This is a genomic window from Steroidobacter gossypii (genome assembly GCF_016801985.1).
Lineage (GTDB): Bacteria > Pseudomonadota > Gammaproteobacteria > Steroidobacterales > Steroidobacteraceae > Steroidobacter > Steroidobacter gossypii.
In genome coordinates, this window is record NZ_JAEVLS010000009.1 from 1 (window position 1) to 24,564 (window position 24,564).

28 protein-coding genes and 1 tRNA gene are annotated in these 24,564 nt (G+C 59.5%); 23 read left to right on the top strand and 6 right to left on the bottom strand.

The window, feature by feature from the left end:
- The first annotated feature begins 365 nt into the window (after positions 1 to 365).
- The 12 genes from mobC (at position 366) to JM946_RS28070 (ending at position 9,918) form a co-directional block, all read left to right on the top strand.
- Complete coding sequence (gene mobC / locus JM946_RS28015; RefSeq protein ID WP_203170766.1) at positions 366 to 917, top strand: plasmid mobilization relaxosome protein MobC; 552 nt, start codon at positions 366 to 368, stop codon at positions 915 to 917.
- Positions 898 to 1,896: a relaxase/mobilization nuclease domain-containing protein gene (locus JM946_RS28020; RefSeq protein WP_203170767.1), complete on the top strand. Its 999-nt coding sequence runs from the start codon at positions 898 to 900 to the stop codon at positions 1,894 to 1,896. The genes mobC and JM946_RS28020 overlap by 20 nt, the downstream gene beginning before the upstream one ends.
- Before the next feature lie 299 nt (positions 1,897 to 2,195).
- On the top strand, positions 2,196 to 3,851 hold the full coding sequence (locus JM946_RS28025; RefSeq protein WP_203170768.1) for a DUF262 domain-containing protein: 1,656 nt from the start codon (positions 2,196 to 2,198) through the stop codon (positions 3,849 to 3,851).
- Between the two features lie 370 nt (positions 3,852 to 4,221).
- Positions 4,222 to 4,929: a hypothetical protein gene (locus JM946_RS28030; RefSeq protein WP_203170769.1), complete on the top strand. Its 708-nt coding sequence runs from the start codon at positions 4,222 to 4,224 to the stop codon at positions 4,927 to 4,929.
- A gap of 181 nt (positions 4,930 to 5,110) precedes the next feature.
- Positions 5,111 to 5,818 (top strand): DUF2971 domain-containing protein, encoded by a 708-nt coding sequence (locus JM946_RS28035; RefSeq protein WP_203170770.1) that lies wholly within the window; start codon positions 5,111 to 5,113, stop codon positions 5,816 to 5,818.
- Between the two features lie 523 nt (positions 5,819 to 6,341).
- Positions 6,342 to 6,497 (top strand): hypothetical protein, encoded by a 156-nt coding sequence (locus JM946_RS28040; RefSeq protein WP_203170771.1) that lies wholly within the window; start codon positions 6,342 to 6,344, stop codon positions 6,495 to 6,497.
- Positions 6,498 to 6,545: 48 nt separating this feature from the next.
- Positions 6,546 to 6,917, top strand: a complete 372-nt coding sequence (tnpA, locus tag JM946_RS28045) for an IS66 family insertion sequence element accessory protein TnpA (protein ID WP_203170772.1) — start codon at positions 6,546 to 6,548, stop codon at positions 6,915 to 6,917.
- Positions 6,914 to 7,267: an IS66 family insertion sequence element accessory protein TnpB gene (gene tnpB, locus JM946_RS28050; protein ID WP_203168586.1), complete on the top strand. Its 354-nt coding sequence runs from the start codon at positions 6,914 to 6,916 to the stop codon at positions 7,265 to 7,267. Before tnpA ends, tnpB begins: the two co-directional genes overlap by 4 nt.
- 92 nt (positions 7,268 to 7,359) lie before the next feature.
- The gene (tnpC, locus tag JM946_RS28055) at positions 7,360 to 8,778 is read left to right on the top strand and encodes an IS66 family transposase (RefSeq protein ID WP_203170773.1); all 1,419 of its coding nucleotides are present in this window, start codon (positions 7,360 to 7,362) and stop codon (positions 8,776 to 8,778) included.
- A gap of 9 nt (positions 8,779 to 8,787) precedes the next feature.
- The gene (locus tag JM946_RS31845) at positions 8,788 to 8,901 is read left to right on the top strand and encodes a transposase domain-containing protein (protein ID WP_203170774.1); all 114 of its coding nucleotides are present in this window, start codon (positions 8,788 to 8,790) and stop codon (positions 8,899 to 8,901) included.
- A 265-nt stretch (positions 8,902 to 9,166) separates the two neighbouring features.
- The gene (locus JM946_RS28065) at positions 9,167 to 9,466 is read left to right on the top strand and encodes a hypothetical protein (protein ID WP_203170775.1); all 300 of its coding nucleotides are present in this window, start codon (positions 9,167 to 9,169) and stop codon (positions 9,464 to 9,466) included.
- Between the two features lie 26 nt (positions 9,467 to 9,492).
- Positions 9,493 to 9,918, top strand: a complete 426-nt coding sequence (locus JM946_RS28070) for a helix-turn-helix domain-containing protein (RefSeq protein WP_269141140.1) — start codon at positions 9,493 to 9,495, stop codon at positions 9,916 to 9,918.
- Between the two features lie 412 nt (positions 9,919 to 10,330).
- On the opposite strand, the gene JM946_RS28075 is transcribed toward JM946_RS28070, so the two are convergent.
- On the bottom strand, positions 10,331 to 12,958 hold the full coding sequence (locus JM946_RS28075; protein WP_203170777.1) for an HD domain-containing protein: 2,628 nt from the start codon (positions 12,956 to 12,958) through the stop codon (positions 10,331 to 10,333).
- A 234-nt stretch (positions 12,959 to 13,192) separates the two neighbouring features.
- On the opposite strand from JM946_RS28075, the gene JM946_RS28080 reads away from it, so the two are divergent.
- The 3 genes from JM946_RS28080 to JM946_RS28090 all read left to right on the top strand — a co-directional run bounded on the left by JM946_RS28080 (position 13,193) and on the right by JM946_RS28090 (position 16,240).
- Positions 13,193 to 14,358 (top strand): IS3 family transposase gene (locus tag JM946_RS28080; protein WP_203170778.1). Its coding sequence is split into 2 segments (ribosomal slippage): positions 13,193 to 13,463 and positions 13,463 to 14,358, totalling 1,167 coding nucleotides; the frame shifts between segments, so codons are not numbered across the junction.
- A 363-nt stretch (positions 14,359 to 14,721) separates the two neighbouring features.
- Positions 14,722 to 15,267, top strand: coding sequence for a plasmid mobilization relaxosome protein MobC (locus tag JM946_RS28085; protein WP_203170779.1), 546 nt, complete (start codon positions 14,722 to 14,724; stop codon positions 15,265 to 15,267).
- The gene (locus JM946_RS28090) at positions 15,254 to 16,240 is read left to right on the top strand and encodes a relaxase/mobilization nuclease domain-containing protein (RefSeq protein WP_203170780.1); all 987 of its coding nucleotides are present in this window, start codon (positions 15,254 to 15,256) and stop codon (positions 16,238 to 16,240) included. Before JM946_RS28085 ends, JM946_RS28090 begins: the two co-directional genes overlap by 14 nt.
- Positions 16,241 to 16,309: 69 nt before the next feature.
- Here the strand turns inward: JM946_RS28090 and JM946_RS28095 are convergent, their stop codons facing one another.
- Together JM946_RS28095 and JM946_RS31440 are read right to left on the bottom strand one after the other, a co-directional pair.
- A complete protein-coding gene (locus JM946_RS28095; RefSeq protein WP_203170781.1) occupies positions 16,310 to 16,621 on the bottom strand; it encodes a helix-turn-helix domain-containing protein in 312 nt (103 codons plus the stop codon).
- Between the two features lie 66 nt (positions 16,622 to 16,687).
- A complete protein-coding gene (locus JM946_RS31440) occupies positions 16,688 to 17,011 on the bottom strand; it encodes a helix-turn-helix domain-containing protein (RefSeq protein ID WP_203170782.1) in 324 nt (107 codons plus the stop codon).
- Between the two features lie 166 nt (positions 17,012 to 17,177).
- On the opposite strand from JM946_RS31440, the gene csrA reads away from it, so the two are divergent.
- The 5 genes from csrA to JM946_RS28125 all read left to right on the top strand — a co-directional run bounded on the left by csrA (position 17,178) and on the right by JM946_RS28125 (position 20,952).
- On the top strand, positions 17,178 to 17,432 hold the full coding sequence (csrA, locus tag JM946_RS31850) for a carbon storage regulator CsrA (protein WP_203170783.1): 255 nt from the start codon (positions 17,178 to 17,180) through the stop codon (positions 17,430 to 17,432).
- On the top strand, positions 17,429 to 17,797 hold the full coding sequence (locus tag JM946_RS28110; RefSeq protein WP_203170784.1) for a helix-turn-helix domain-containing protein: 369 nt from the start codon (positions 17,429 to 17,431) through the stop codon (positions 17,795 to 17,797). The genes csrA and JM946_RS28110 overlap by 4 nt, the downstream gene beginning before the upstream one ends.
- Positions 17,798 to 17,879: 82 nt before the next feature.
- On the top strand, positions 17,880 to 18,206 hold the full coding sequence (locus JM946_RS28115) for a hypothetical protein (RefSeq protein ID WP_203170785.1): 327 nt from the start codon (positions 17,880 to 17,882) through the stop codon (positions 18,204 to 18,206).
- A 335-nt stretch (positions 18,207 to 18,541) separates the two neighbouring features.
- Positions 18,542 to 18,874 carry a hypothetical protein gene (locus tag JM946_RS28120; protein ID WP_203170786.1) on the top strand — a complete coding sequence of 111 codons (333 nt, stop codon included), beginning with the start codon at positions 18,542 to 18,544 and terminating at the stop codon, positions 18,872 to 18,874.
- Between the two features lie 428 nt (positions 18,875 to 19,302).
- Positions 19,303 to 20,952, top strand: a complete 1,650-nt coding sequence (locus JM946_RS28125; protein ID WP_203170787.1) for a recombinase family protein — start codon at positions 19,303 to 19,305, stop codon at positions 20,950 to 20,952.
- On the opposite strand, the gene JM946_RS28130 is transcribed toward JM946_RS28125, so the two are convergent.
- Together JM946_RS28130 and ispB are read right to left on the bottom strand one after the other, a co-directional pair.
- Positions 20,931 to 21,007 (bottom strand) — tRNA-Pro (locus tag JM946_RS28130). The two genes, JM946_RS28125 and JM946_RS28130, sit on opposite strands and share 22 nt — an antisense overlap.
- A 92-nt stretch (positions 21,008 to 21,099) precedes the next feature.
- Positions 21,100 to 22,068 (bottom strand): octaprenyl diphosphate synthase, encoded by a 969-nt coding sequence (gene ispB, locus JM946_RS28135; protein ID WP_203170788.1) that lies wholly within the window; start codon positions 22,066 to 22,068, stop codon positions 21,100 to 21,102.
- 365 nt (positions 22,069 to 22,433) lie between these two features.
- Between ispB and rplU the strand changes: the two genes are divergently transcribed.
- From rplU to cgtA, 3 genes are all read left to right on the top strand, one after another.
- Entirely contained in the window at positions 22,434 to 22,748 is a 315-nt protein-coding gene (gene rplU, locus JM946_RS28140; RefSeq protein WP_203170789.1) for a 50S ribosomal protein L21, read from the top strand.
- Between the two features lie 31 nt (positions 22,749 to 22,779).
- On the top strand, positions 22,780 to 23,037 hold the full coding sequence (rpmA, locus tag JM946_RS28145) for a 50S ribosomal protein L27 (protein WP_203170790.1): 258 nt from the start codon (positions 22,780 to 22,782) through the stop codon (positions 23,035 to 23,037).
- A 121-nt stretch (positions 23,038 to 23,158) separates the two neighbouring features.
- Complete coding sequence (gene cgtA, locus JM946_RS28150; RefSeq protein ID WP_203170791.1) at positions 23,159 to 24,196, top strand: Obg family GTPase CgtA; 1,038 nt, start codon at positions 23,159 to 23,161, stop codon at positions 24,194 to 24,196.
- 84 nt (positions 24,197 to 24,280) lie between these two features.
- Here the strand turns inward: cgtA and rpsT are convergent, their stop codons facing one another.
- Positions 24,281 to 24,550 carry a 30S ribosomal protein S20 gene (gene rpsT / locus JM946_RS30790; protein WP_203170792.1) on the bottom strand — a complete coding sequence of 90 codons (270 nt, stop codon included), beginning with the start codon at positions 24,548 to 24,550 and terminating at the stop codon, positions 24,281 to 24,283.
- Positions 24,551 to 24,564 lie beyond the last annotated feature (14 nt).

Sequence of the window (24,564 nt, forward strand, 5' to 3'; positions counted from 1 at the left end):
AGAGCTACCGCGGCGTCAAGGCCCGGAAACTTGCCAGCAAGAAACACGGCGCGTAAGAATCGCCCACTTCTGCTCCGCCAGTGACCTCATCAGGTGGTCCCCAACTCGGGAAATCGGGTGGTCCTCACGGGGAAATCGCGCACTCATGCGCACCGAAATCTCAGTCTCACCATAAAACACACGCGCTCGAGGCCAAAGATCACCGGCCTCGAAAAATTAGCAAACATCGCCAACGGTCGAACTATCCCTCCTCGAACTACTACGCACTCCGCTGCAATCAGTGACTGCGAAAGTTTGAGTTTTGATCAAAAAAGCGGCTAAAGGCAGGATTGGCCTGCGGCTGCTTTTGTTTAACACTCTGGTCCATGGGCACCACGCACCTCATCGCTGCTCGCGTCTCGCCGGAGACGAAAGCACGGTTCCGCAGCCTCGCGGAACAGCAGCAGATGACGGAGTCGGCCTTGCTGAAACGGCTCGTCGATATGGCCGTACACACCGGCGGCGTGAACGATGCCGATGCTCTGAAGTCGCGAGAGCGACGCCTGCGAGGCGCTCGGCTGTGTGTCCGACTGCACCCGGATGATCAGTTGTTGCTGGCGGAAAGGGCGGCCGCTCGGCAGATGCCGGCGGCCACGTACGTCTCCGTCCTGGTGCGCGCCCATCTGCGGACGCTGTCGCCGCTTCCCAAGGCAGAGCTGATAGAGCTCAAGCGCTCTGTCGCCGAGCTCAGTGCGATCGGTAGAAACCTCAACCAGTTGGCTCGTCTGGCGCACCAGCGACCGGGCTCGGTCGCCCCCGGCGGCCAGGTTCTGCAAATGATGCTAAAGGTATGCGAAGCGATGCGCGCTCACATTAAGGGGCTGATCAAAGCCAACGTCCGGAGTTGGGAGGCAGGCCATGCGAACGATCAGACTTGAGACCGGTCGGCCGACCCTCGACATCATCAGCTATGGCCGTGCAGGTCCGGGCGCTCGGCTCACGCTGACGCCCGCTCAGATCGCACAGATCCACCGGACGGTCTCGCGAGCGCCTGAAGTGGCGGTCAAAGTGACGGGCGGTGGGGGTTCGACCACGGGCCGAGGCGTCCACGCACATTTCAGCTACATCGGCAGACGGGGCGAGTTGGAGACCGAGACCGACGATGGCCAGCGCCTGACCGGTCGGGGAGTAGCGCGGCATCTCATCGACGATTGGGACTTGGATCTAGAGGAGGATCGCAAGCGGCTCGACCTCTTCGCGACGAATCGGCGAAAGCCGCCGAAGCTTGTCCACAGGCTGATCTTCTCGATGCCGGCGGGCACGCCGCCACAGAAGGTACTAGCGGCTGTCCGCGACTTCGCTCGTGAGGAGTTCGGGCTCAAGCATCGCTACGCGATGGTGCTGCACACGGACGAGCTACACCCGCATGTGCATGTCGTGGTGAAGGCGCTCAGCGAAGATGGCGTGCGGCTCAACATTCGCAAGGCGATTCTGCGACATTGGCGGCAGGAGTTTGCACGTCAACTTCGGGCGCATGGCGTTGAGGCAAACGCCACGGAGCGCAGTGTGCGCGGGCAAAGTCGAGCTCCGAAGTTGGACTCAATTTTCAGGGCAGCTCAGAGGGGAGAGTCGACGCACATGGCCGCGCGAGTAAACGATGTCGTGCGTGAACTGAAGGCAGGGTCTCTAGATAGATCCGGTGCCGCTCAGCTCCGGCGAACCAGGATGGACGTCATGCGCGGATGGGAAGCGGTGCGAGATCTCTTGCTCATTGAGGGGCGGCATCAACTTGCCAACGATGTTGCGCGATTCGTCAATCAAATGCCGCCCGCGCGCACTGAGAAGGAGAGGTTGGCGCATGAGCTAATGGCGCTTGTGCGCCAGCAGCGCGAGAAAGATAGAACGCTCCTTCGATAGGTGAGAGCTTTGAATTAGGGCTAAATTTATGTTCCCAGGAATGGCGATGCGGAGCCGCCGGACCTGGCAGTTTGGGCTGACCGAGATCGATCAGCCGAGTTGGATGATTACGGCTTCAATCCATATCTTGTTGCCTGCGCACAGCCAACGAGTGACTCATGCTACGACGAACTCGTTCGCCATGCCGTCACTGGACACGTTACTACTGTGGAGGGCGCGGTATGATGCTGCCCGATGCAGGGCACACAGCTACCCAATGCAGACGATGGGATCAATGCTCGTAATACTAAGGAGCGATTATGTCGTACACGGGGATTTCGGTGCGAGAGGCGTTGGAGAGAATTAACTCTCCTATTGGCGGCTGGTATCTCCCCGAAGTACAGCGCCAGTATGTTTGGGGCTCTCGAGACGAATCGGAGGAGTACGTATGCTTGCTGTTGGACTCGCTGCTACGCAAGTACCCTATCGGAGGAATAGTGCTGTGGCAGACGAAAAGTGCCGTTCCATTCCGAGAGTTCGTCGGAGATTACGCTCCCGGTAACTTCGCGCTGCTCGTCGACCAAGGCCGATGGAGTATGGAGAAGTCTCTGGTGTATGACGGACAGCAGAGGCTGCAAACGCTGTTCTCCGTTCTGTACCACCGTTTCAAGGATCGGATTCTCCACTATGATTTGCTTTTCGATGCAAAGAAAGAGGAGCCGGATGAAACAGGGTTCGATTTCAGGGACGCTGACGCTCCTGAGAACCCAAGATTCTTGCGTATGACACGGCTTGTGAGCCTTTCGACAGATCAAGAGGAACGTATAAACCTTGAAAGTGAGGCAACACGTGCTCTTGGGCCAGATCACGAGTTAGTTATTAAAAGAAACATCGCGGCGCTCTGGGACGTATTTGTCGAGACGAACCAGAAGTCGATCGCATACTTCTCGGTTCGTGCCGACTCCGCCAGGGAAGTGAACGAAGTTTTCCGCCGTCTGAACACCGGCGGCGTCGCTCTAACTCAACTCGAGCTCATCTTGGGGCAAATCAAGGCAGTGCAGCCCACCTACGAGGAGAGTCTCTGGAAGCTGTCGAACCGGATCAAAGATTTGAGCGCTGGCTACGAATTTCTTTCGGCGGACGTACTTCAGTTCTTCCACCTTCTTGTAAAAGGCACTATTCGGATCGATGCTGAACGAGTAAATGCGGAGGACGTTGCGAGCTTCCGTGCGCGTATAGGCGAGGATGCGGACACGTTGATAGAGATGTTTCAAGGCTATTTGTATGGCCTCTTCCGAATAAACCATGCCTCAATCATTCCTCGGCCTCTCGCATTGCTGCCCATCGCCGCCTATCTCACTGCTCGCCGACGAGCTGGACACGAGTGGCGGATCCGTGGCCTGCCCGACGTCGAGCTCACGGCGATACATCAGTTCTTCCTGCTGTCGCAGTTCTGTGATTGGGCAACCCAGACGATGGTAAATGCCTTCGCGCGTTCTGCCATTGACGCAGGAGAGGTTGGAAAACCGTTCCCAATCGAGGAAGCTCGGAGAACCGCAATCCAGAAGAATCGTACGAGCTTCTTGCGAGATCAGCAGTTTCTAAGCCGGCCTTGGTTTGCCGCAAAAGTTTTGATGCCTCAGCGAGCGTACATATTTCATGAGCACAAGCCGCAGGTTGACCATATATTCCCGCTGAACCTTGCAGGCAGGGATGAGCAATACAAACGAGAGGTTGATGTACTCTGGAATTTCCAGCCAATGCCGGCAGAAGTCAATAACTACAAACGAGCCAAGCATCCCAGAGACTTTTTCCGGAGCGAGGAGGGCGGAAAGTATTGGGACCTTTATGATTTCATCCCTAGCCCGGATTCAGAGTTGTGGGACGATCATCAAGTGTTTCTTACTGTGCGCGAACAAAAGATGCGCGCCCGTCTCAACAAATTGTACGGAATCGTGCTCAAGCCTTCCCTTTAGAAGCTTGGCAGCTAGGACATCCCATCCATAGCGTCGCCCGCTCTTGCGCTTGATGCTCATGTACGCTCCTGGCCGAGAGGGGTCAGGGCTACTACTAAAAGGGACAGATCTACCGATTCTGAAGCGTGCAGAGATACGTCCCAGGGTCTATTTCGTTTTCGGAAGAGTTAAAGTCATCTCAGTGGGCGCCACTGGCTGGAGGCCACGTACGTGAAGCTCAGCAGTAAGAAATAAAACTGGCGATGATCGTCACTTAGGTAGGGCAAGCGAGAGGAATATGAGCAGAGGGATATGGATGCGGAGCATCGGGGCTTGGCTTTCCCCCTTGCGATGGTGTCGCGGCGCGCGACTGTCCGTTGAGAACCCTGACATGACCGATCGGGTCAACATCGACAACTGTCCATCGCGCGAGCAGTTGCTGACAATGCTCGCGAAGACGCGATTGGATGTTCCTGGCCGAACCGAAGGCAGATCGACCGAACATACGGAGCGATGGGTCATCTGTAGACTGTTGGCTACGGTAGCCGCATTGGATCGCCTTCGCTTTCCTCTGTCGGTGTCGCATGGAGACAAGCCGGATTTCTCGATCATATGGCCTGGCTTGAGCATCGGCATTGAAGTAACCGAGGCGATCTCGACGGACTACGCGCGATGCCTGGCGCTTGCCGAGCTCGAGAGGCCCGGCGCGATTATCGACATGTCTCTCTTTCGATGGGGAAGCAAATCGAAATCCCTTGAGGAACTCAGAGGGATCATCAAGGCGACCAGGTTGCAAGGCGATGGCTGGGTAGGTGACAGTGCCGAGATCGAGTGGTCGCGCTACATCGAGAGCATTATTGCCGCCAAGCGTCAAAAGCTCAGCGGCTATCTCGCTCGCGATCGGCAATGGCTTGCAATTTACGACAACTTACCACTTCCCCATGTGCACCTGGCGGGAGCGGCTGAAAAACTGCAGTCACTCCTTGAACCGTGGGCGGAGAAAGTTGGCTTTGATGCCCTCTTCATTGAGCGTGGACCAGTAATTCTCGAAATGACCGCGCATAGTATCTGCTTTCACCACCTAAATGATCTTTGGTGAGCCGTGCTCGCTCGGTGCCGCCGTCCAATCGCGATATGCATATGACGCGCCGGGATAATAGACTGGTTCGCGCAGAGTCATGCCTCAAGATCCTTGGGGAGGGGCGGCGCCTGACGCCGGCAGTGACTGGTGAGTTGTGGCCACTATTGCATTCTAACGTATCGAGCTAAGAGGCATTGCCATGCGGCTTTACTACATGACAGCGGCAAAGTGGGCGGAGGTGATTCTGAAGGAACGTCGCTTGAAACTATCCCGATTCTCTGAGGCTAATGACCCTTTCGAACTCAGGATCATCGACAGCCGGGACCGCGCGGTGCGCAAATACGCCGAGCTTATCTGCGAGTACTTCGAAAAGAATGTGGGATTTATTTGTTTTGGTGCGAGCTGGAGAAGTCCCGTGATGTGGGCTCACTACGCGGAAAAGCATAGTGGCGTTGCGCTAGGCTTCGAAGTGCCTGATGAACTCGCGACAAAGGTCGAGTACACGAACGACAAGATCCAGATACCTTTCGGGCCGCACCTCCCGAAGCATGGGCTGTCCGCGGATCTTTTAACCAAGGTCCGTAGGACAAAGGCGAGTGACTGGGCATATGAACGCGAGTATCGGGTCGAAGCGGAGCTCACCATCCAGGATCGCACTACGGGACTTTACTACACAGAGTTTGGGGCAAAGGTTGACCTGCGCGAAGTGATTATTGGCCATCGGTGTTCTTGGTCAATGGCGAAGACTCGTGAACTCGTGGGAAAGGTCGATCGACCTGTTCGGATATGCAGAGCCCGGCCGGCGTTCGGCCGATTTGAGATGGTAGAGCAGCGATTGGTCAGGTCGGCTGTTATCGGGGCAGACTTGAAGTCATCGGCACGTCGCACTCGCCAGGGTCCATTGTGAGAGCACCTGCCAGTGAGATTATGGGGGCGCCACGTTAGTGTCCGCTTCCGGCCGGTAGCGGGAGTTAACGTTGATCTCTAGAATTGTGGTTTATGCGGACATAGGGAGCAGCAACAACCTCCGCCCGGGTTGTCTTTTTGTTGCATGCATGTTCTGCGCCGTGCACTGACTCTGATTGTCTGGACTTCCAACACGATATCGGAATAGTGTCGTCCTGCGGCCAGTGATCCGCCCGAGGGCGGCCCCCGCCGGTGCTACCAACACCAACGAGGGCCTAACCACAACGCCTATAACGAGGCTGTTATGGCTACCTTCATTATGGCGCACCCGGCGCTTGCGCGGGTATGTGCGCGTGTATCTCACAGAACAAGCGGCGCTGCCGTGCTCCCCCGAACTTCATCGGGTAGGGCGCAGCCATGAACCGGCGGCGAGAATGCGTTCGCAACTACTCGCCGGTATCTTCTAACAATCGTTTAGGCCAGCTCAGTTCAAGCACCGGCGCATCTCGCGCGAGGTACGAGCCATGACCCGCGCCAGCCGCGAAGACATGGTCGTCCTCAGCATGGGTCTGAACACGCTGCTGGCCAGCGTGCGGCAGACCGAGGCATGGTGCCGATCCCAGGGTGATATGGCGTTACTCCGGCGTAAGCGCTCGATCTTCCGCAGCCTGCCCACCTGACCCCGGATCTGCTGGGGTGTGTCGTTTTCTCAACCAACGGAGAGCGACATGTCGAAGCAAGAAGCACGTGCGCAGCGGATCAACGAGTGGCTGGAGCACCTGCGCCGATGGAAGGCGACCGGCGGATCATTGGCGGCCTACGCGAAGGAACATGGGGTGGCGCTGTGGGTGCTGTATCACTGGCGCGGTGTCCTGATCCAAGAAGGCCGCTGGGAGCCAGCGCGGATGCCAAAGGTGAAGCCCGCTACGTCCCGCCTTGAAGCGGTCCCCTTGCAGTTTGCCCGCGTAGCGGTGACGGAGGCGCCCATGGCGCCGTGTATCGTTCGATTGCAGTTAGGCAATGGGCGTCGCGCCGAGATCGAGTTGCGTCAGGTGGAGCCGCTGTTGCAACTGATCGCGGCCATGGAGCGGCAGCCATGATGCGCCCGGGTTCGGAGATCACGGTGTATCTGTGCGTGGCGCCGGTGGATGGACGCAAGCAGGCGGCGAGCCTGGCCCTGCTGGTCGAGCAAAGCCTGGGCCACAACGTGTTCGAGCCGGCCTTGTATGTCTTTACGACGCGGCGACGTGATCGCGTGCGGATCTTGTACTGGGAGCGCAATGGCCTCTGCCTGTGGAGCAAGCGGCTGGAGCAACAGCAGTTCGTCTGGCCGCGCTCGGCGCCTGGCGAGACGGTGTTGATGAACGGGCGCACCTTGAACGCGCTGCTGGATGGATTCGATCTGTTCAGTCACGGACACCGTGAGCTCGAGATCCGCCGCGTGGGTTAGCGGTTGAGCGAGCATCGATTGTTTGTTTTCTCGGGTCGATTCTTCCTTCTCATTTGTTTCTTTGAACGCTCCGGCATGCGATACTCCAACGCATGCTGGAGCCCTCCTCGAGCACCGACGCCCAAGCGCAGATCGCGCAGCTCCAGGCATTGCTGTCGGAGCGTGAACGACGTATCCGAGTGTTGGAAGAAGCGCTGCGCCTGATGCGTGTCGAGAAGTACGGCGCGAGTCGCGAGAAGCTCGGCGAAGCACCCGGCCAGCGCGGGTTGTTCAACGAAGCCGAAGCCGCGGTCGAGATTCTGGAAGCCGCCGGCGTGGAAGCGACGTTGATCGCCACGCCGTTGCGCGACGATAAAGCTCCCGCAAAGTCTCCTGGCCGCAAAGCGCTGCCCGCCCATCTGCCACGCATCGAGGTACGGCACGAGCTGCCGGCAATCGAGCGTGTTTGCGGCTGTGGCGCGGCCCTCCAGGAGATCGGCGCGGAGACCTCCGAGCAGCTGGACATCATCCCGGCGAAGATCCACGTCATCCGCCACGTGCGACCGAAGTATGCGTGCGCCCACTGCCATGTCGGCGTGAAGATCGCGCCGGTGCCGGCGCAGATTCTGCCTCGGAGCAACGTGTCGTCCCGATTTCTGGCTCACCTGATCACCTCGAAGTTCGTCGATGGATTGCCGTTCTATCGACTGCAGACGGTGCTGGCGCGCCATGAGGTGGCGATGCCTCGCGGCACGCAGGCGGCGGTGACGATCAATGCGCACGCGCCGGTCGTGCCACTATTGAACTTGATGGATGAGCGGATGCGAGCCTCCGGCTACATTCGCATCGACGAAACGCCAGTACAGGTGTTGAAGAGCGAAGCCAACGGCACGCAACAATGGATGTGGGTCAGAGTCGCCGGCCCACCCGGACAACGATTGATCCTGTTTGATCATGATCCGAGCCGAAGCGCACAAGTGGCGGCGCGCTTGCTGGAGAGCGCGTCTGGCTATGTCCAAAGCGATGGCTACGCGGCGTACGACGCCGTAGCAGCCTCGTCACAACTGACGCACGTCGGCTGTTTTGCTCACGCGCGGCGTCGTTTCTTCGAAGCCGTGCAGGCGCTGCCCCGATCGGAGCAGAAGAGGAACACCGCCGCGCACGAGATCGTTCGTCGCATCGATGCGCTGTACGCGATCGAGCGCGAGATCAAGCATCTCTCCGACGAGGAGCGGCGTCACGCACGACAAACGCGCGCGGCCCCGCTACTCGATGCGTTACATACATTCACGAAGTCGCTGCAAGGCCAGACGCTGACCTCGGGCAAGCTCGGCGAGGCGCTCGCGTATCTCCACAAACAATGGGCCAAGTTGATTCGCTATGTCGACGATGGACGCATCGCCATCGACACGAACCTGGCGGAGAACGCGATTCGCCCGTTCGCTCGGGGCAGGCGCGCCTGGCTGTTCGCTGACAGCGTCAAAGGCGCGAAGGCCAGTGCGGCGTTCTTCAGCCTGGTCGAGACCGCCTAGGCCAACGGATTGGAGCCGTATGCCTATCTGTGCCGCCTGTTCGATCGGCTGCCGCACGCCAGGACGGTCGAAGACTTCGAAGCCTTGTTGCCCTTCAGCACATTCGACCTCTCGCCGCAATAACGGGGAAGAATTCGCGCTTACACTCCGGCGCACCCGCCTGCTGATACACGCGATCCTCATCACCCGCAGCAAGTTCTTCGCAAGCTCAGGCACTGGCGAAGCAGCGAACGACGACATCACCGAAGCGATCTTCGTCGCCGACGGCCTCCGCGACGCCGCCCAGCAATGTCACGAAGGGCAGGCGGCCCTCCACGAACGACTAATCGGTGGCGCAGAAGCCATCGAGCGGTTGTGTAGCTCACCGCTCCGCAAGAGGTAACAACTCATGGCGGAGAAGGAAACATACGAAGCACTTCCCGCCGGCCGCTCTCTCGAAGAACTCATCGAAGCGGAGCGCGCCAACCTCATGCAGGTTCAAGGGATGGCCAGGGTTCTGTACGACGTCTTGCTCTACTCCGACGACGATGACGGAACGATGCACGCCGACGTGGCCCACGTCATCGCGAGGTTGATTGCGGAGACGGTCGATGCGCTGGAGAAGATCGTAAGGCGCTTCAAGGCCGGCGAGTTCGGCCCGCCGCCCAACGAGCCAGCGGACGACGCTGACTCCGGACGTTCGACGTAGAAGGGCAGGGCGCGCACGTGAGCGACATGCAACCCGCCTCACCGAAGTCGCCGCAGATAAAAAAAGAAAGTCGAGCGTACTTCGCTGCGCTCGGAAAGCGCGTCACGCAACTGCGCAAGTCACGAGGTATGACGCAAGCGGAGCTCGCTCGCGCGCTCGGTGTTTCTCAGCAGGCGGTGTTTGCTTACGAAATCGGGGACAGGCGAATTTCCGTCCTCATTCTCGAACGGCTCGCGAGGCTGTTCCGCCTCAACATCGACCAGTTCCTCGGCTTCGCTCCAGAGCAGCCGGTCAGGAAGCGCCGGCTTTCGCCGAGAGCGATGCGACACGCCGAGCGCCTGCAGGCGCTATCTAAAACGCAGCAGCGCTTCGTCGTCCGGATCCTCGACGTGCTCGAGGAGCACAATAAGAACAGCGGTAAGGCCGGCGCTGCGCCGCAGGCGCGGCACTAACCAAAGCTGATCTGGTGGGGTCGAAGTTTGCGCAGATCGCGCGGAAACGCCAAACACCCCGCCCGCACCCCAAGCAGAATCCCGCCGGAACCCCGGCTTCAACGCGCGAAAAATCTTGAATGTTTTGAATGGTCGGGGTGACTCGATTTGTCGTGTACCTGCGGTCCCGCTCGATGCCCGGCTCAAATAGCGGGGCGACTTCCCGACGGCCTGCTTTGGTAGGGCGCCTGATGAAGGAGTTATTTTGAGTTTGGCGGGGAATCAGCGGTTGCGCTCTCTCATTTTCCGGATAAGCGATCGCAGACTCCGCGTAATTACTACCACAGTCCGTGAATTTTCCGGAGCCGTTCGCCCCATGGCATCCATCAGAACACGTGGCAGTCGGGGGACTCGACTGCGCTTGTAATGGGAGTTAGCTTGTGCGGGTGTATACATACGCCTCCCTGATAATGGGTTTCCCAGACACATGCGCGATTATCGTATCCACCTTCTCAGCCAAATTATATTTTCCCCAAGCGGAGAGTAGGCGGCACTCCAACATCTCTTTGTAATTTGGAGCGGGCACACTTGGACCTAGAGCCTTGGGTAGATTGTTCTCCAACGATGGAAAGAACCAAAGATCTCCCTGAAACTCTGGGATAACGCCACCAAAGCCGCGGTAGAGCCATTCTGGTGGGTCCCAAGCCATCGCGTGAAGCTCCCCAAACACCGCAACAACTTTGTCTCGGTTTCTCGCGAGCGCCTCGCACTGGCCAAAGTCTATCGGCTCCCGGTTCGCGACCAATATGACTGGCAGATCCAAATCGGGACAAACTGCATGCAGTAGTCTTAGTCGGTCGGTATCAAGTCTGGGAGATACCTGCAGCGTTGACTTGGCCCATGCCTTCCACGCTGTCGGACTAGCAAGGGTAACAGCCTCCTGCCGACGCAAGTCTAGAGGCCGCTGTGCGAGGGCGATTCCCGTGAATCTCTCCAGCTTGCCGCAACGCACGCCCCCGTATACCAGGGTCGCCTCGCCATGATGCGTGGCGAGACCCAGCCGACCGACGCAGGAGCCGTCCGGCTCGATAAGCGGAACTAAAGGAGTGCTTGCATGTATAAATAGACGCTGAAGAAGATTCGGGTCTTGGAGGGCGAGCCAATCCTGGGCGGTGACGGCACGTTGCTTCCTCGACCCACTGCGAACCTCAATGGTTACGTCGCTTGCCGGACAGAGCCACGCTACGAGCCGCGCCCAATGTGCAGCGGCGACATCACTATCCAGGTTGTGTTCGGTCATCTGCCATGGTTTTCCCCGCCTTTCTTCCCGCTCTGCTAGTAGTGCACGTCTTTGCTCGGGCTGCAAGCTAGGCGAGAACGCTAAATTGATGGTCAGATCTTGCTCAAACTGCTTTGTTCTCGAATGAAGCTGCTCCATTAGCTTTCTGCAAACATCAGTACGCATGCGGACCGAAATCTGCGTGCCAGGACGAGATAGGCGCTCAAGTGCAAGCGGCTCCCGTAACGTTGGTCGTCCGCGCACCCCAGAATGGAATGAGAGAGCCAAATGGTCTGATGTGTCCGATTCATGACGGGACTGGCGTCGAGTGCTGACCGTCACGCAATCGCCGAGCATAAAGACCGAGAAAAATCCTATTCCAAACTGACCCGCTGCATCGAACTTGAGAGACGCAAGCCCTGGCCACTCGTCTCGGAGCCGATCGCTCTTCCAAAGCGACTGGCCAAAATCCAAAAGAACAGTTGTAAGTACAGTCCGACTCATTCCGATGCCCGTATCAGTCACCTTGAGCCAAAACGATTCTGAGTCACAGGGATCCACAGAGACTATTACTTGGCCTTCACACTCCCCTAGTCCTCCCAGGGCTCGAAGGGCGCGGACAGCATCAATCGCGTTCTGAAGAAGTTCACGCAGTGCCATGGCAGGGTCTTCACCATAAAGCTTCGACCCTCCTAGCATCTCGATCACTCGTGGCACATCGTCGATACGTGCGGCGACGCCAACCGGTTGCCACCCAGCCGCCGGAACATGCCTCGCAAACGTCTCTGGACTTTGGACACCCTGCACCCCCGACACCGCGAATACAGCTCGACGTTCGTCCTGCATCAGTGCGCGGGCTGACCGGAGTTCGGCGTCAATCATCTTGGCACTGTCAAATGCCAACCACCACGCTTCGCGATCATCTATCGAGAAGGGACTTCCGCTAAGATTCAGTTCTCCCTCAGGAGTACTCACCGGCTGTCCTAACTTCGCCTGAAACTTCCAGTGATTTTGAGAAATCCCGTCGGGGCTGCGAAGAGCGAACAGAAACCACGGAGCCCGCTGCTCGTCAATATGTGCCGCGTCAGCCGTCCTAAGCAGAAACGCGACTTTCATCGCATCCACTTGCCATTCCGTAGGCAGAGAGGCAGGTGAAGTAACTATTCGGTCGCAGAACGTATTTGCAACGCGGTGTGGTGACCAATGATGGCTTGACGCAATTTGTCCTATGAGATCGCCGTAATGCTGACGAAGCTCGAAGTTCTCCAGCAAGAAGAGGGGATGATCTGTCCCTGGCGCGCGCCATTCGATGTGGGGCAGCCTGTGCGCTTGCTCCGCATGCAGATGGCGTAACGTCTGAAACAACGCTGACTTTTCGCCTTCCGACCCAGGGATGGGCTCCAATCCGTCGTAGCGCTGCGCGATTAGGTCTCTCCAATAAAGGGACTCTTTGATCTGCGCCAAGCCACCGGGGTAGGCCGCAAGAACATGAGCCGCATCGTGAAGCAGGAACGCGCCGCCGAGCACAAAGGCTTCCGCAGGGTTGATAGGATAGTCGCCACCGGCAATCTGGTCGGCGACACGCCATAGTGCGTCGAGGTGAGTGATGTCATGAACTGTTAGCCCAGGAAGTTCGGCCCCCAAAGTCGCCACCAGCCCCGCGACACGTTCGCGGAACCCTTTGAAGTGAGTCCGAAGATATGTTCTCGCCTCCTCATTGGGCCCTGAGGATGGGCCGAGTGTGCGAACCCAGAGAGGGCCTAGCTCGTAGTTTGTTGTCATGCCGCTCCTCATCTCCGAATAGCGATCATCTTGGTGTTCTCAAGGAGTAGCTTAGTGATCTTGCCCGTGATTTAGAACATTCATAGCGTCCCAGTTCTCGAAAGTGTGGTCTGATCTCGGCTTGTCATCGCGGCCAAGCGTCTCGTCGGCGGCGCGGAATCCGTCATCGCTATGCAGTGATCCTCCCCCGATTTCGTGGACACCCCAAGAAGGTGGACAATACGAGGTCGGAGGATGGAAGTGTCAGAGAAGCAGACGAGAAGGCAGTACAGCGACGAGTACAAGTCCGAGGCGGTGCGCTTGGTCCGAGAGTCCGGCAAGCCGCTGTCGCAGGTCGCGCGTGAGCTGGGAATCAACGACAACATGCTGCATCGTTGGTCGCGGGAAGAGCGTGATGCGCAGGCAGCGGGTAAATCGCGGAGTGAGGTCAAGACCGATCAGGAGGAGCTGGCTCGATTGCGTCGAGAGCTGGCGCGGGTGACCGCGGAACGCGATTTTTTAAAGCGAGCGGCGGCGTTCTTCGCGAAGGACGTGAAATGAAGTTCCGTGCCATCCGGGACAGCATTGGCCGCTTCACCGTGAGCTTGATGTGCGCAGCGCTGGGTGTATCGACATCGGGCTATTACGCTTGGCGGGATCGGCGGCCGAGCCCACGGACGCAGGCCAATGTTCGACTGCTGAATCAAATTCGCGAGGCGCACCAGCGTTCGCGCTGCACGTATGGCAGCCCGCGGATTACACACGAGTTGCGGGCCCAAGGCCATCGAGTCGGTGAGAACCGGGTCGCTGAGCTGATGAGAACGGCACAGATACGCGCCAGGAGCGCTCGCAAGTGGAAAGCCACGACGCAGTCAGCTCACCGCTTGCCAGTGGCCGAGAATACGCTGGGTCGAGCCTTCAGCGTCGCTCAGCCGAACCGCGTGTGGGCTGGAGACATCAGCTACGTGTGGACGGCGCAAGGCTGGTTGTATCTGGCCGTGGTGCTCGATCTGTACTCGCGAGCCGTGATCGGCTGGGCGATGGGCGAACGGCTAACGGCAGAGTTGGCGACACAGGCACTGACGATGGCCCTGTGGCGGCGCAAGCCGCATCGCGGCCTGCTGCATCACTCTGACCGTGGAATCCAATATGCGGCTGGAGATTATCAGCGGCTGCTGGCCACGCACGGCATCGACTGCTCGATGAGCCGCAAGGGCAACTGCTGGGACAATGCGGTGGTCGAAAGCTTCTTTCACACGCTGAAAGTTGAACTCGTGCATCATCGTCGCTATCTCACGCGCGATGAAGCACGCCAGGACATCTTCGAATGGATCGAGGTGTTCTACAATCGGCAACGTCGTCACTCTACACTCGGCTACCGTTCACCGGCCGAGTTCGAGGCGACGGGCAAAGTCGCTTAGCGATGTGTCCGCGATCTCGGGGGAAGATCACAGCCTATCTTCAAGGGTGGCATCGAGTAATGAGGAGACCCTGACACTCCTTATCCCCTCTGGAACGTAGCTTGGTGCCGATCCCTCGTGCTTGGGCTCGCTTGATGGGGCCATCCGTGCGATAGCCATTCCGGCTCTCGACATGCTGGGATCTCCCTCGATTGATCGTCTCGGCTTCACTGAGGAGGCAATGGTGACGGCTGTCAGAGGTCGGTAAGCATACCGATCCGTCCATCCATACGTCCGGGTTTGGCTTGCAAAAAGGGAGAAACGCCGAATTTTCCACAAAACGCAGGATAGGCCTGCGGCGGCTCTTGTTGAACAATGTGGTTCATGGGCACCACACAATTCATCGCCGCACGCTTCTCGCCGGAGACGAAAGCTCGGTTTCGCAATCTCGCGGAACGGCGGCAGATGTCCGAGTCGGCGTTACTGAAGGTGCTCGTTGATTCGGCCGTGCGTGGCGTTGGCGAGGTCGATGCCGACGTTCTGGAGCCCCCGGGGCGTCGATTGCGAGGTGCGCGCACCTCCGTCCGGCTGCATCCGGACGACAAGCTATTGCTGCGCGAGCGGGCGGCGTCTCGGCAGATGGCGGTAGCGACGTATATATCGGTTCTTGTACGTGCCCACTTGCGAAACCTTGCTCCGCTGCCCAAGGCCGAGTTGATGGCGCTTAAACAGTCGGTTGCCGAAGTCAGTGCGATTGGCCGCAACCTCAACCAGCTGACGCGACTGGCTCATCAGGGGGCGGGCGGACCCACCCGTGGGGATCTGCTCGCGATCCTCAAGGTCTGCGAGGCGCTGCGCGATCACACAAAGGATTTGATGAAAGCCAACGCGCGCTCATGGACGAGAGGGGATGAGAATGTTTCGCCTTGATCGCGACGAGCCGCTTTTTGAGATCGCGAGCTACGGACGGGCAGGCCCGGGCCGCCGGCTGTCGCTGGGTCTCATGGAGCAGATCCGTCGAACGGTAACGCGCACGCCCGAAGTGATGGTCAAGGTGTCGGGCGGCAGCGGCTCGAGCTCGAGCCGCGGCGTGGCTGCCCACTTCAACTACATCAGCCGGAAGGGTGATCTGGACATCGAGACCGACGACGGCGAGCGGTTGATCGGCAAGGAGGCAGGTCAGCAACTCATCAGGGATTGGAACTTGGATCTGGACGAGGATCGTCAGCGTCCCGATTTGTTCGCGGTCAATCGGCGAGCCCCGCCCAAGCTCGTGCATAGGATCATCTTCTCCATGCCGGCCGGCACACCGCCGCAGAAGGTGTTCGGGGCGGTCCGCGATTTCGCGCGCGAGGAATTCGGGAGCAAGCACCGATACGCGATGGTGCTGCACACGGACGAGCCGCATCCCCACGTGCATGTCGTGGTGAAGGCGGTCAGTGAGCAAGGCGTGCGGCTCAACATTCGTAAGGAGACGCTGCGGCGTTGGCGGCAGGAGTTTGCCCGTCAACTTCGAGCGCGGGGCGTGGAAGCGAATGCCACAGACCGACGCGTTCGTGGTCAGAGTCGGGCGCCGAAGTTGGATTCCATCTTCAGAGCCGCGCAGAGAGGAGAGTCCTCGCACATGACCGCGCGTGTCCGCGACGTGGTGCGCGAACTGAAGGCCGGCTCCCTGGGTCGATCCGGTGCCGCCAGGCTGCAGCGAACCCGAATGGAGGTTGTGCGAGGGTGGCAGGCGGTGCGAGATCGTCTACTCGCCGAGGGTAAGCATCAGCTCGCCGATCAAGTGTCGAGATTCGTGAGTCAGATGCCGCCGCCGCGCACAGAGAAGCAATGGTTGGCGGCTGAACTGATTGAGCGAGCGCGTCCGTCCCGTACGAGGGACGATCCGTTTGTTCGCTAACGCCTCCACGCGAGGTCGTAGCATGAAATCTGCGACGGTCGCTCGGGTCGTCCCTTACTCAGTTGGCCATTATAGGTGTCGAGGGTCAACTCCGGCCTCTTCCAAGATACTGCGCCGAGTGGACACGGGGATCTTGGCGTAAGCGAGAATCCAGGCGGCCAAACCGTCATCCACGGCGTAAAAATACGCTGCAGGAATCTTTAGGGCTTTGGCCAATTGCTCAGCAACCGCAAACCCTGGCACGTGCACGTTGCGTTCGTATTGGTTGATGCGCGCGCTCGCGACCGATTGGTCCAGGCCAGCATTGATACCCACTTGCGCTTGGCTCAGTCCCGTCCGCAGACGCGCTTCCTTCAGTCTCTTCCCCAGCACTGACGACATCGAGCCTCCACTGTTTCGTGCGAGGCCACTAGGGTCTTGATTCGCAGGATCGTCGCCTACTAAGACTTACTTAGCAGGAGGGTGGGACTCCGCTTTCGCTTCGTGCAGGACGGCATCCCGAAGTGCCGGCCCGACGGTTGTATAAGCCAAGATCCAGGCCGCAAGCTGATCGCTTTCGGCATAGAAGTACGGCGCAGGTATGGACAAGCAGGACGCGATACGTTCGACCGTTCCCAATCCCGGTCGGTGCTTGCCACGTTCGTATTGATTGATCCGAGTGCTGGCTACCGAGGCGTCAATGCCGGCGCGCAAACCGAGCAACGCCTGACTGAGTCCGGCGCGCTGCCGGGCTTCGCGCAACCTCCTCGCAACGACTGATTCCTCTCGCATCCTTCCTGGCCAATCATCCTCTCGGTCCTAAGACTTTCTTAGTTTTCGGTTTGACTGGCTACTAAGACTTACTTAGTATCAGGTCATCGCTACTAAGACTTCCTTAGTTGTGGTGACGGCGGATCGTGATTGGCGGCGTGCCGCCGCCCAGACAGGAGGTTCGACCATGTTGGTCCTGATGAGACGGGCGGGAGAGACCCTGATGATCGGCGACGACATCAGGGTAACCATCCTTGGCGTGAAAGGCGCTCAGGTGCGTATTGGTGTCGGCGCACCCAAGAAGGTGCGGGTCTACCGGGAAGAGATTTTCGAGCGGGTCAAGCTCGAAGAAGCGAACGCCGAAAGGGATGGGCTTTCTGCCGAGACTCCCGGTTGCGAGGCAAAGGATCCGGAACTCGGTGCCGGTGGAGTCGTTCCGTGAGCCGGTCAGCGGAAACGCCGTTTGTTCGCGCAGTCAAACGGGCGTTTGCGGACGCTTTGCTGGCGGAAATAGGTCGCACCCAATTGCGTCGCAACGAGACCGCCACATCGGGCCACGTCAGCCGCTCTTACCTGCAATATCTGCTCAAGGCGCAGCGTCACGCGACCATTGGGACGGTGATATCGCTGGCAGAAGGGTTGGGCGTGCGGCCCGAGGATCTGATGGCGAGGGTCATGGAGCACCTCTGCCGCATCCGTGGCCACATCACGCCTCCCAGAGACGGCGTCGGCTCCAGCGTTCACGACGACGGGGCAGTTATGAACGCAGCCCGGGGCGACGGCGAGCAAAAGGCACCAAGCACGTGACAGCGCACGCAAGCAGCAGCAGAACGCCACCGCCGCTCCGCTGCCGACCAACCTAATTCAGCCGATTTTTCGGAGTAACAAGATGGAACAACAACCGGGGGACCAAATGAGCGTCACTGAGGCCACGGCGCTGCCGGAAAGCGCGGTCATCGTCGACGCAGTGAAAAAGCTAAGTGCCACGGTCGTAGATATCGACCAAGTTGCTAGCTATCTCATCACGGGCATGAACGCGCTCCGGTTTGGGGATGGGGACGGCGCAGCCATAATTGACGATGCTCTGGTGGTGATGGGCGACGCATATTGTAAGTTGATCGATGATGTTTGTTCGGACATCAGAACAGTCCTCGATGAAATGGATCCGGCCGACGCGGAGAGGCGTCGCGAGTTGCGCAAAATGAGATTGCCATGAGCGCACGCAAGGGCAAGGCCAATGCGCGGCGGAAAGGCGCATCGTTGAAGACCCTCAATCCCATCCTCCACGAACTGGGCATGGCGAGAGCGACGGCGCACTCCGTGGAACGTTCCGCCATTCATGGACTCATTGAGATCGGCTGCGCTGCCGATGGGGCAGCGGCGGTTGTCGCTTGCATCGATCGAGCCCTCGACCTGCTCGACCAAGTTGAGTGGCGCGCCGTGAAACAGCGATCAGCTGGCGAGCGGCGTGCGGGTCACGCAGGGCCGCTTAGCCGAGATTCGGTTCAGACGGCTGTTCGGGGTGAGTAACATGCCTGTGCCTGAGTTGTCATGAGCGCGGCCAAGGACGCCAAGGGCAGGCCGAGACGCAGTTCCCACAAGGCGCACAAGCAACTCAAGAGACTACAGGACACCGTCGCCGAGACGGTGAAAAGCCTGATCCTCACGGCGGAGGACCTCGACAAGGTTGACAGATACTTCGCCACGTCCATGGAAGCGCTGCGGCTTTCAGATGACGAATGCATGATGCGCGATGCCTTGGTGGTGATGCACGACGGCTGGGAAAAGCTGCTCGAAACGTCTCGTTACCTTAACCGCGCCATCGATGCACTCGACCCGGACGGCGCGGACGCGCGTCTCAAGGAGCGGCAACAGCGGGGATGAGCGCGCTCGTAAAAGAAAGCATGTTGGATATTCATCCATACCGGTCGCTTTCAGGCAATGTAGCCGCGTCGTGCAATTTCACCGCTTTTTCCGTGAAACTCGCCCCTGACGTTTGCATCGAGATGAGCGACACTCGTACTCGTGACAGTTCGCCTCTAGCTCACGGGAACCACAGTAACGCCCATCATGATCGACTCAAGGATCGAGTCACGCGATTTGCAGCCACCTCAGCTTTCTGCGCATTTATTGGACGAACTCGCGCGCGTTTACGCGCGTGCGGCTGCGAGAGCGTATTTCGCCGAATGTATGCAACGAGAGTTGCAGAATCGAGAGAGCAGCGCCGACTCGATGACCTCGTCAACGGATCCGAAACCGAAGGCAGAGCTTCGAGCATAGGCGGGCGAGCCTAACGATTGAGGAGAGATGCTGTGGTTGCAGTTCGATCCGTCATATCTGCACCCAAGGTCGCGCTTTATGCGCGGTATAGCTCCGATCAGCAGCGCGCCGCGAGCATTGAAGATCAATTTAGAAACTGTCGCCGCAAGGCGGACGCTGAGAACTGGTGTATCGCTGAGACCTACGCCGATGAGGCAATGAGCGGTGCGGATAGTAACCGTCCTCAGTATCAAGCCATGCTCGCGGCTGCGAATCGTCGCGAGTTCGATGTTCTGCTGATAGATGATTTGAGTCGGCTGTCGCGCGATCAAGTTGAAAGCGAGCGCGTCATCCGACGGCTCGAATTTCTAGGAATTCGCATCGTCGCTGTCACGGATGGATACGACTCCGAGACGAAGTCGGCGACACGCAAGATCCAGCGAGGCGTGAAGAATCTCATCAATGAGATGCGACTCGATGAGTTGCGAGAGCAGGTGCATCGTGGGCTCACCGGTCAGGCGATGAAGAATTACTGGTGCGGCGGGCGGCCCTATGGTTACCGTCTCAAGCCAATTCTGGATCCAACCCAGAAAGATGCATATGGAGAGTCCGCGCGAATCGGGACAGTTCTAGAGATCGACAGTGATCAGGCGGCGGTCATCTCTGAAATCTTCGAGAGCTACGCGCGGGGCATATCCTATTTCTCAATCGCGCGTTCGTTAAACGAGCGGGGAGTCGCCAGTCCAGGCTCGACGTGGAAGCGTAAGGTGCGTCGCTGTCGTGGATGGGTGGCCTCTGCTGTTCGGGTGATCCTCCGAAATCCACTCTACACGGGACTCGTTCGTTGGAACGTTTCTCAGTTCGTTCGGGATCCAGACACAGGCAAGCACAAGCGGTGTCGACGCTCGGAAAAGGAGTGGGTGAGGCATCGCGACGAGTCGCTGAGAATCGTTAGCGATGATCTCTTTGAACGAGTGCGCGAAGGAATGGAAAGGCATGCGAGCAATGACAAGCGGCTGAAGTCGGGCGGCAAGTCTAAGTTCTTGCTGAGCGGCCTGCTGTATTGCGCAACCTGCGGAGCTAACTATGTGATGGGCGATGGGTACAAGTATGCGTGCTCCAGTTACTTGCACGGGCGCGCTTGTTCCAACGCGGTTCGCGTTCGACGGGACAAAGCGGAAGCGGTGATCCTTGGCGGGATTCACGAGCAATTGCGCGACCCAGACCGCGTCACTTTGATGGTCGCCGAAATGCAGAAACATCTCACGCAGCTGTTACGAGAGCACGCCGCGCGATCCCACGAAGCCCCGCAGGAGTTGAAAGAGCTTGAAGCGAGGCTTGATCGGCTTCGGCGGCGTCTGAAGGACGGCGACCCGGACATGACTACGGATGAACTCCAAGCCGCGATTGAGCGGGCGGAGGCAAAGCACCGGCAGCTGCAGCGCGGACTTCAGGGAGGAGATGTTGGTCGCGTGCTTGAGGCGGTTCCACGTGCAGCGGAACTGTGCGACGAGCGGATCACACTTGGCCTGTCTGGGGATGCCAAGGCTTCCGAAGAGGCGCGACTCGTTCTACGAGAACTGATTCCGGATCGGATTCGGCTTTCGCCCAAACCCGACGGAAGTCTGTGGGCGCACTCTGCGATACATCCAGCGGCGCTATTGCTAGCCGCAGGATATCGTGGTCGGGGTGACAGGATTTGAACCTGCGACCTATACGTCCCGAACGTAGCGCTCTACCAGGCTGAGCTACACCCCGAAGAAGGACTCGAACGAAGCGGAAGGGCCATCTCCGATCGGCTCCAGCCGACTCGGCCAGACGCCGACTCAGCCTATCGCCGATCCAGCAGGTCAGTACGACCGCCCCACCGAAAACTCCGCCAGCTCGCGCAACGCCTGCTTGTACGGCGACTCTGGCAATACACCGATTGCCTCGATGGCGAGAGAGGCCTCCTGCCGCGCGAGCCGCGCAGTGTACGCAAGGCCCCCAGTAGATTCAATTGCGGCGGTGATCTCGGTGAGGCGGTCGATGCTGCCTTCCTCGATGCTGTGGCGGATGAGGGAGCGCTGTTCCTCGGTCCCGGTGCGCAGGGCATATATAAGAGGAAGGGTGGGCTTGCCCTCGGCGAGGTCGTCGCCCAGATTTTTGCCGAGGTCGGCGCTGTTTGACTGGTAATCCAGTACATCGTCGATAAGTTGGAAGGCGGTGCCCAGATGGCGGCCGTAGGCGGCCATCGAGGCTTCCACCTCGGCGGAGGCGCCGGACAGGATGGCCGCGATTTGCGAGCCGGCCTCGAACAGCTTCGCCGTCTTCCGATAAATGACCTCGAAATACCGATCCTCGGTCGTGTCCGGGTCGTTCGCGTTCAGCAGCTGCAGCACCTCGCCCTCGGCGATCTTGTTGGTGGCGCCAGCCATCACGTCCATGATCCGCATGCTTTCCAGCGACACCATCATCTCGAACGAGCGCGAGTAGACGTAATCGCCCACCAGCACGCTCGCCTCGTTGCCCCACACCTCGTTCGCCGTGTCGCGACCACGGCGCATTTTTGAGCCGTCGACCACGTCGTCGTGGAGCAGGGTGGCGGTGTGGATGAATTCGATGATCGCCGCGGCCTCCGAGTGCCGCTGGCCCTGATAGCCGCAGGCACGAGCGACCATCACCACCAGCAGGGGCCGAAGGCGTTTGCCGCCGCTGCCGACGATGTATTCGGCGATCTGGTTCACCAGCACGACATCGCTGGCGAGGCGTTTGCGGATGACCGCATCGACCTGTCGCAGGTCGTCTTCGACCAGCGCTTTGACGGACTCGAAGCTCATGGATTCCAAGGAGAAAACAGCGAGTGCGAATGGTAGCCCATCGGGGGCGAAAGCTGTCGCATGTCAGAGACTTCGTTCGCTTCGCAAGCTGGAGAAATCCACGAAAACTTTCGTTCGGGACGAGCAGGCGGATGCCCGAGCGCGATCCAACAACTCTTTGAGATCGAGGTAAACAACGAAATGTAGTAGACTCGATCAGGTAAGTCATTGGCGGACAAGAATTTCCAGCGCGAATGACTGTTCAAAGGATCACGGAACCGAGCCCCAGAATCCACAACGAGAAGTTGTAATTGGGCCTGCTGCTCCGTACACTTCACGCCCTTTTCAGCCGGGGTGTCTCCCGGCCCCCGGAGCTTTGCAAGGTCATGTACGCCGTCATTTCCACGGGTGGTAAGCAGTATCGCGTGAGCGAAGGCCAGGTGCTGCGCGTCGAGAAGCTGGAAGCCGAAGCCGGCGCCGATGTCGAGTTCGACAAGGTGCTGCTGGTCGGCTCGGGCGATCAGGTCAAGATCGGCTCGCCGTTTTTGAGCGGCGGCAAGGTCACCGCGACCGTGCAGAGCCACGGCAAGGGCGACAAGAAAGTCATCGTCAAATTCCGTCGCCGCAAGCACTACCTGCGCCAGGGCACGCATCGCCAGCCCTTCACGGAAGTGAAGGTCACCGGCATCGTCGGCGGCTAACCTCATTCATTGATTTCGGAGAGCACACGCCATGGCACATAAAAAGGCAGGCGGCAGTACCAAGAACGGCCGCGAATCGGAAAGCAAACGACTCGGCATCAAGAAGTTTGGTGGCGAGCGCGTGATTCCGGGCAACATCATCGTCCGTCAGCGCGGCACGCAGTATCGCGCCGGCGACAACGTCGGTTGCGGCACGGATTACACCCTGTTCGCGACGGCCGAAGGCCGCGTGGTGTTCCGCAAGCGCGGGCTCGAGCAGAAGACTTTCGTGAGCGTCGTCAGCGAGTAATCGCTCTCGCGCTCTACGCAGATCGAAGGAGCCCCGGCCCGCGCGCCGGGGCTCTTTTTTTCGGGCTCCGCGATACCCAAACTAGCGTTGCTCATTCAGCGCCAACTCACACTCAACCACCATGCGTTTCGTCGACGAAGCCACCATCAAAGTTCAAGCCGGCAACGGCGGCCGCGGGGCCGTGAGCTTTCGTCGCGAGAAGTTCATCCCGTTCGGCGGCCCGGACGGCGGTGACGGCGGCAAGGGCGCGGACATCTATCTGGTGGGCAAAGCGGGCATCAATACGCTCGCCGACTTCCGCTACAACCGCAGCTTCCGCGCCCAGCATGGCACGGCCGGCTCGGGCAACGACTGCACCGGCGCAGGCGGCACGGACCTCGTGGTTGAGGTGCCGATTGGCACGTCGGTCGTCGATGTCGAGACCGAAGAGGAGCTGGGCGACATCACCGAGGCGGGGCAGCGTCTGTTGGTGGCCAAGGGCGGCAAGGGCGGCTGGGGGAATACGCGCTTCAAGAGCAGCACCAATCGCACGCCGCGCAAGGCCATGCCGGGGCTGCCGGGCGAGAAGCGGGATCTGCGGCTCGAATTGAAGGTGATGGCCGATATCGGCCTGCTCGGTCTGCCCAACGCCGGTAAATCGACGCTCATCCGCGCGGTCTCGGCGGCGAAGCCGAAAGTGGCGGACTATCCGTTCACCACGCTCCACCCGAACCTGGGCGTCGTGCGGGTCGGCGTTCACCGCAGCTTCGTGATGGCGGACATCCCGGGTCTGATCGAAGGCGCCGCCGAAGGCGCCGGGCTCGGCATTCAGTTCCTGAAGCACCTTCAGCGTACGCGCGTGTTGCTGCACCTCATCGATGTGTCGCCGCCGGATCCGGACGCCGATCCGGTGAAGGATGCGCGCGCGATCGTGGCGGAATTGAAGAAGTTCAGCGCGGACCTGGCGGCGAAAGAGCGCTGGTTGGTGCTGAACAAAGTGGACCTGCTGCCGCCGGATGAGGCGGACAAGCTCTGCAAGGACATCGTGCGCCGGCTGCGCTGGAAGGGGCCGGTGTTTCGGATCTCGGGCCTTGCGCGTCAGGGCACCGAGGAGCTGTGCGAGACCATCATGCGGCGGCTGGAGGAGATCGACGCGCCGCGCGAGACCGAAGCCGTCTGAGGCACACCAACTGACCCCACCAAATGAAAAAGCCGGGCTTGAAGCCCGGCTTTTTCGCATTCACGAGGCGTGCAGGCGGCGGATTTAGCCGACCGACAGCTCCTTCACGCGGGCATTCAAGGCGCTCTTGTGGCGGGAGGCCTTGTTGCGATGGATCAGGCCCTTGTTCACGGCCGAGTCGATGATCGGGCCGGCGGCCTTCAGCTTGGCGACGGCGGTTTCCTTGTCGCCGGCTTCCACTGCGTTCACCACGCTCTTGATGGCGGTGCGCAGCTTCGAGCGGCCGGCCATGTTACGCGCACGGCGTTTGACGGTCTGGCGAGCGCGCTTTTCGGCGGACTTGATATTGGCCACGGTCGTGAAGGCTC

Coding starts and splice junctions, on each gene's coding strand:
- mobC (WP_203170766.1), top strand. CDS start 366: ATGGGCACCACGCACCTCATCGCTGCTCGCGTCTCGCCGGAGACGAAA.
- JM946_RS28020 (WP_203170767.1), top strand. CDS start 898: ATGCGAACGATCAGACTTGAGACCGGTCGGCCGACCCTCGACATCATC.
- JM946_RS28025 (WP_203170768.1), top strand. CDS start 2,196: ATGTCGTACACGGGGATTTCGGTGCGAGAGGCGTTGGAGAGAATTAAC.
- JM946_RS28030 (WP_203170769.1), top strand. CDS start 4,222: ATGACCGATCGGGTCAACATCGACAACTGTCCATCGCGCGAGCAGTTG.
- JM946_RS28035 (WP_203170770.1), top strand. CDS start 5,111: ATGCGGCTTTACTACATGACAGCGGCAAAGTGGGCGGAGGTGATTCTG.
- JM946_RS28040 (WP_203170771.1), top strand. CDS start 6,342: ATGACCCGCGCCAGCCGCGAAGACATGGTCGTCCTCAGCATGGGTCTG.
- tnpA (WP_203170772.1), top strand. CDS start 6,546: ATGTCGAAGCAAGAAGCACGTGCGCAGCGGATCAACGAGTGGCTGGAG.
- tnpB (WP_203168586.1), top strand. CDS start 6,914: ATGATGCGCCCGGGTTCGGAGATCACGGTGTATCTGTGCGTGGCGCCG.
- tnpC (WP_203170773.1), top strand. CDS start 7,360: ATGCTGGAGCCCTCCTCGAGCACCGACGCCCAAGCGCAGATCGCGCAG.
- JM946_RS28065 (WP_203170775.1), top strand. CDS start 9,167: ATGGCGGAGAAGGAAACATACGAAGCACTTCCCGCCGGCCGCTCTCTC.
- JM946_RS28070 (WP_269141140.1), top strand. CDS start 9,493: ATGCAACCCGCCTCACCGAAGTCGCCGCAGATAAAAAAAGAAAGTCGA.
- JM946_RS28075 (WP_203170777.1), bottom strand. CDS start 12,958: ATGACAACAAACTACGAGCTAGGCCCTCTCTGGGTTCGCACACTCGGC.
- JM946_RS28085 (WP_203170779.1), top strand. CDS start 14,722: ATGGGCACCACACAATTCATCGCCGCACGCTTCTCGCCGGAGACGAAA.
- JM946_RS28090 (WP_203170780.1), top strand. CDS start 15,254: ATGTTTCGCCTTGATCGCGACGAGCCGCTTTTTGAGATCGCGAGCTAC.
- JM946_RS28095 (WP_203170781.1), bottom strand. CDS start 16,621: ATGTCGTCAGTGCTGGGGAAGAGACTGAAGGAAGCGCGTCTGCGGACG.
- JM946_RS31440 (WP_203170782.1), bottom strand. CDS start 17,011: ATGCGAGAGGAATCAGTCGTTGCGAGGAGGTTGCGCGAAGCCCGGCAG.
- csrA (WP_203170783.1), top strand. CDS start 17,178: ATGTTGGTCCTGATGAGACGGGCGGGAGAGACCCTGATGATCGGCGAC.
- JM946_RS28115 (WP_203170785.1), top strand. CDS start 17,880: ATGGAACAACAACCGGGGGACCAAATGAGCGTCACTGAGGCCACGGCG.
- JM946_RS28120 (WP_203170786.1), top strand. CDS start 18,542: ATGAGCGCGGCCAAGGACGCCAAGGGCAGGCCGAGACGCAGTTCCCAC.
- ispB (WP_203170788.1), bottom strand. CDS start 22,068: ATGAGCTTCGAGTCCGTCAAAGCGCTGGTCGAAGACGACCTGCGACAG.
- rplU (WP_203170789.1), top strand. CDS start 22,434: ATGTACGCCGTCATTTCCACGGGTGGTAAGCAGTATCGCGTGAGCGAA.
- rpmA (WP_203170790.1), top strand. CDS start 22,780: ATGGCACATAAAAAGGCAGGCGGCAGTACCAAGAACGGCCGCGAATCG.
- cgtA (WP_203170791.1), top strand. CDS start 23,159: ATGCGTTTCGTCGACGAAGCCACCATCAAAGTTCAAGCCGGCAACGGC.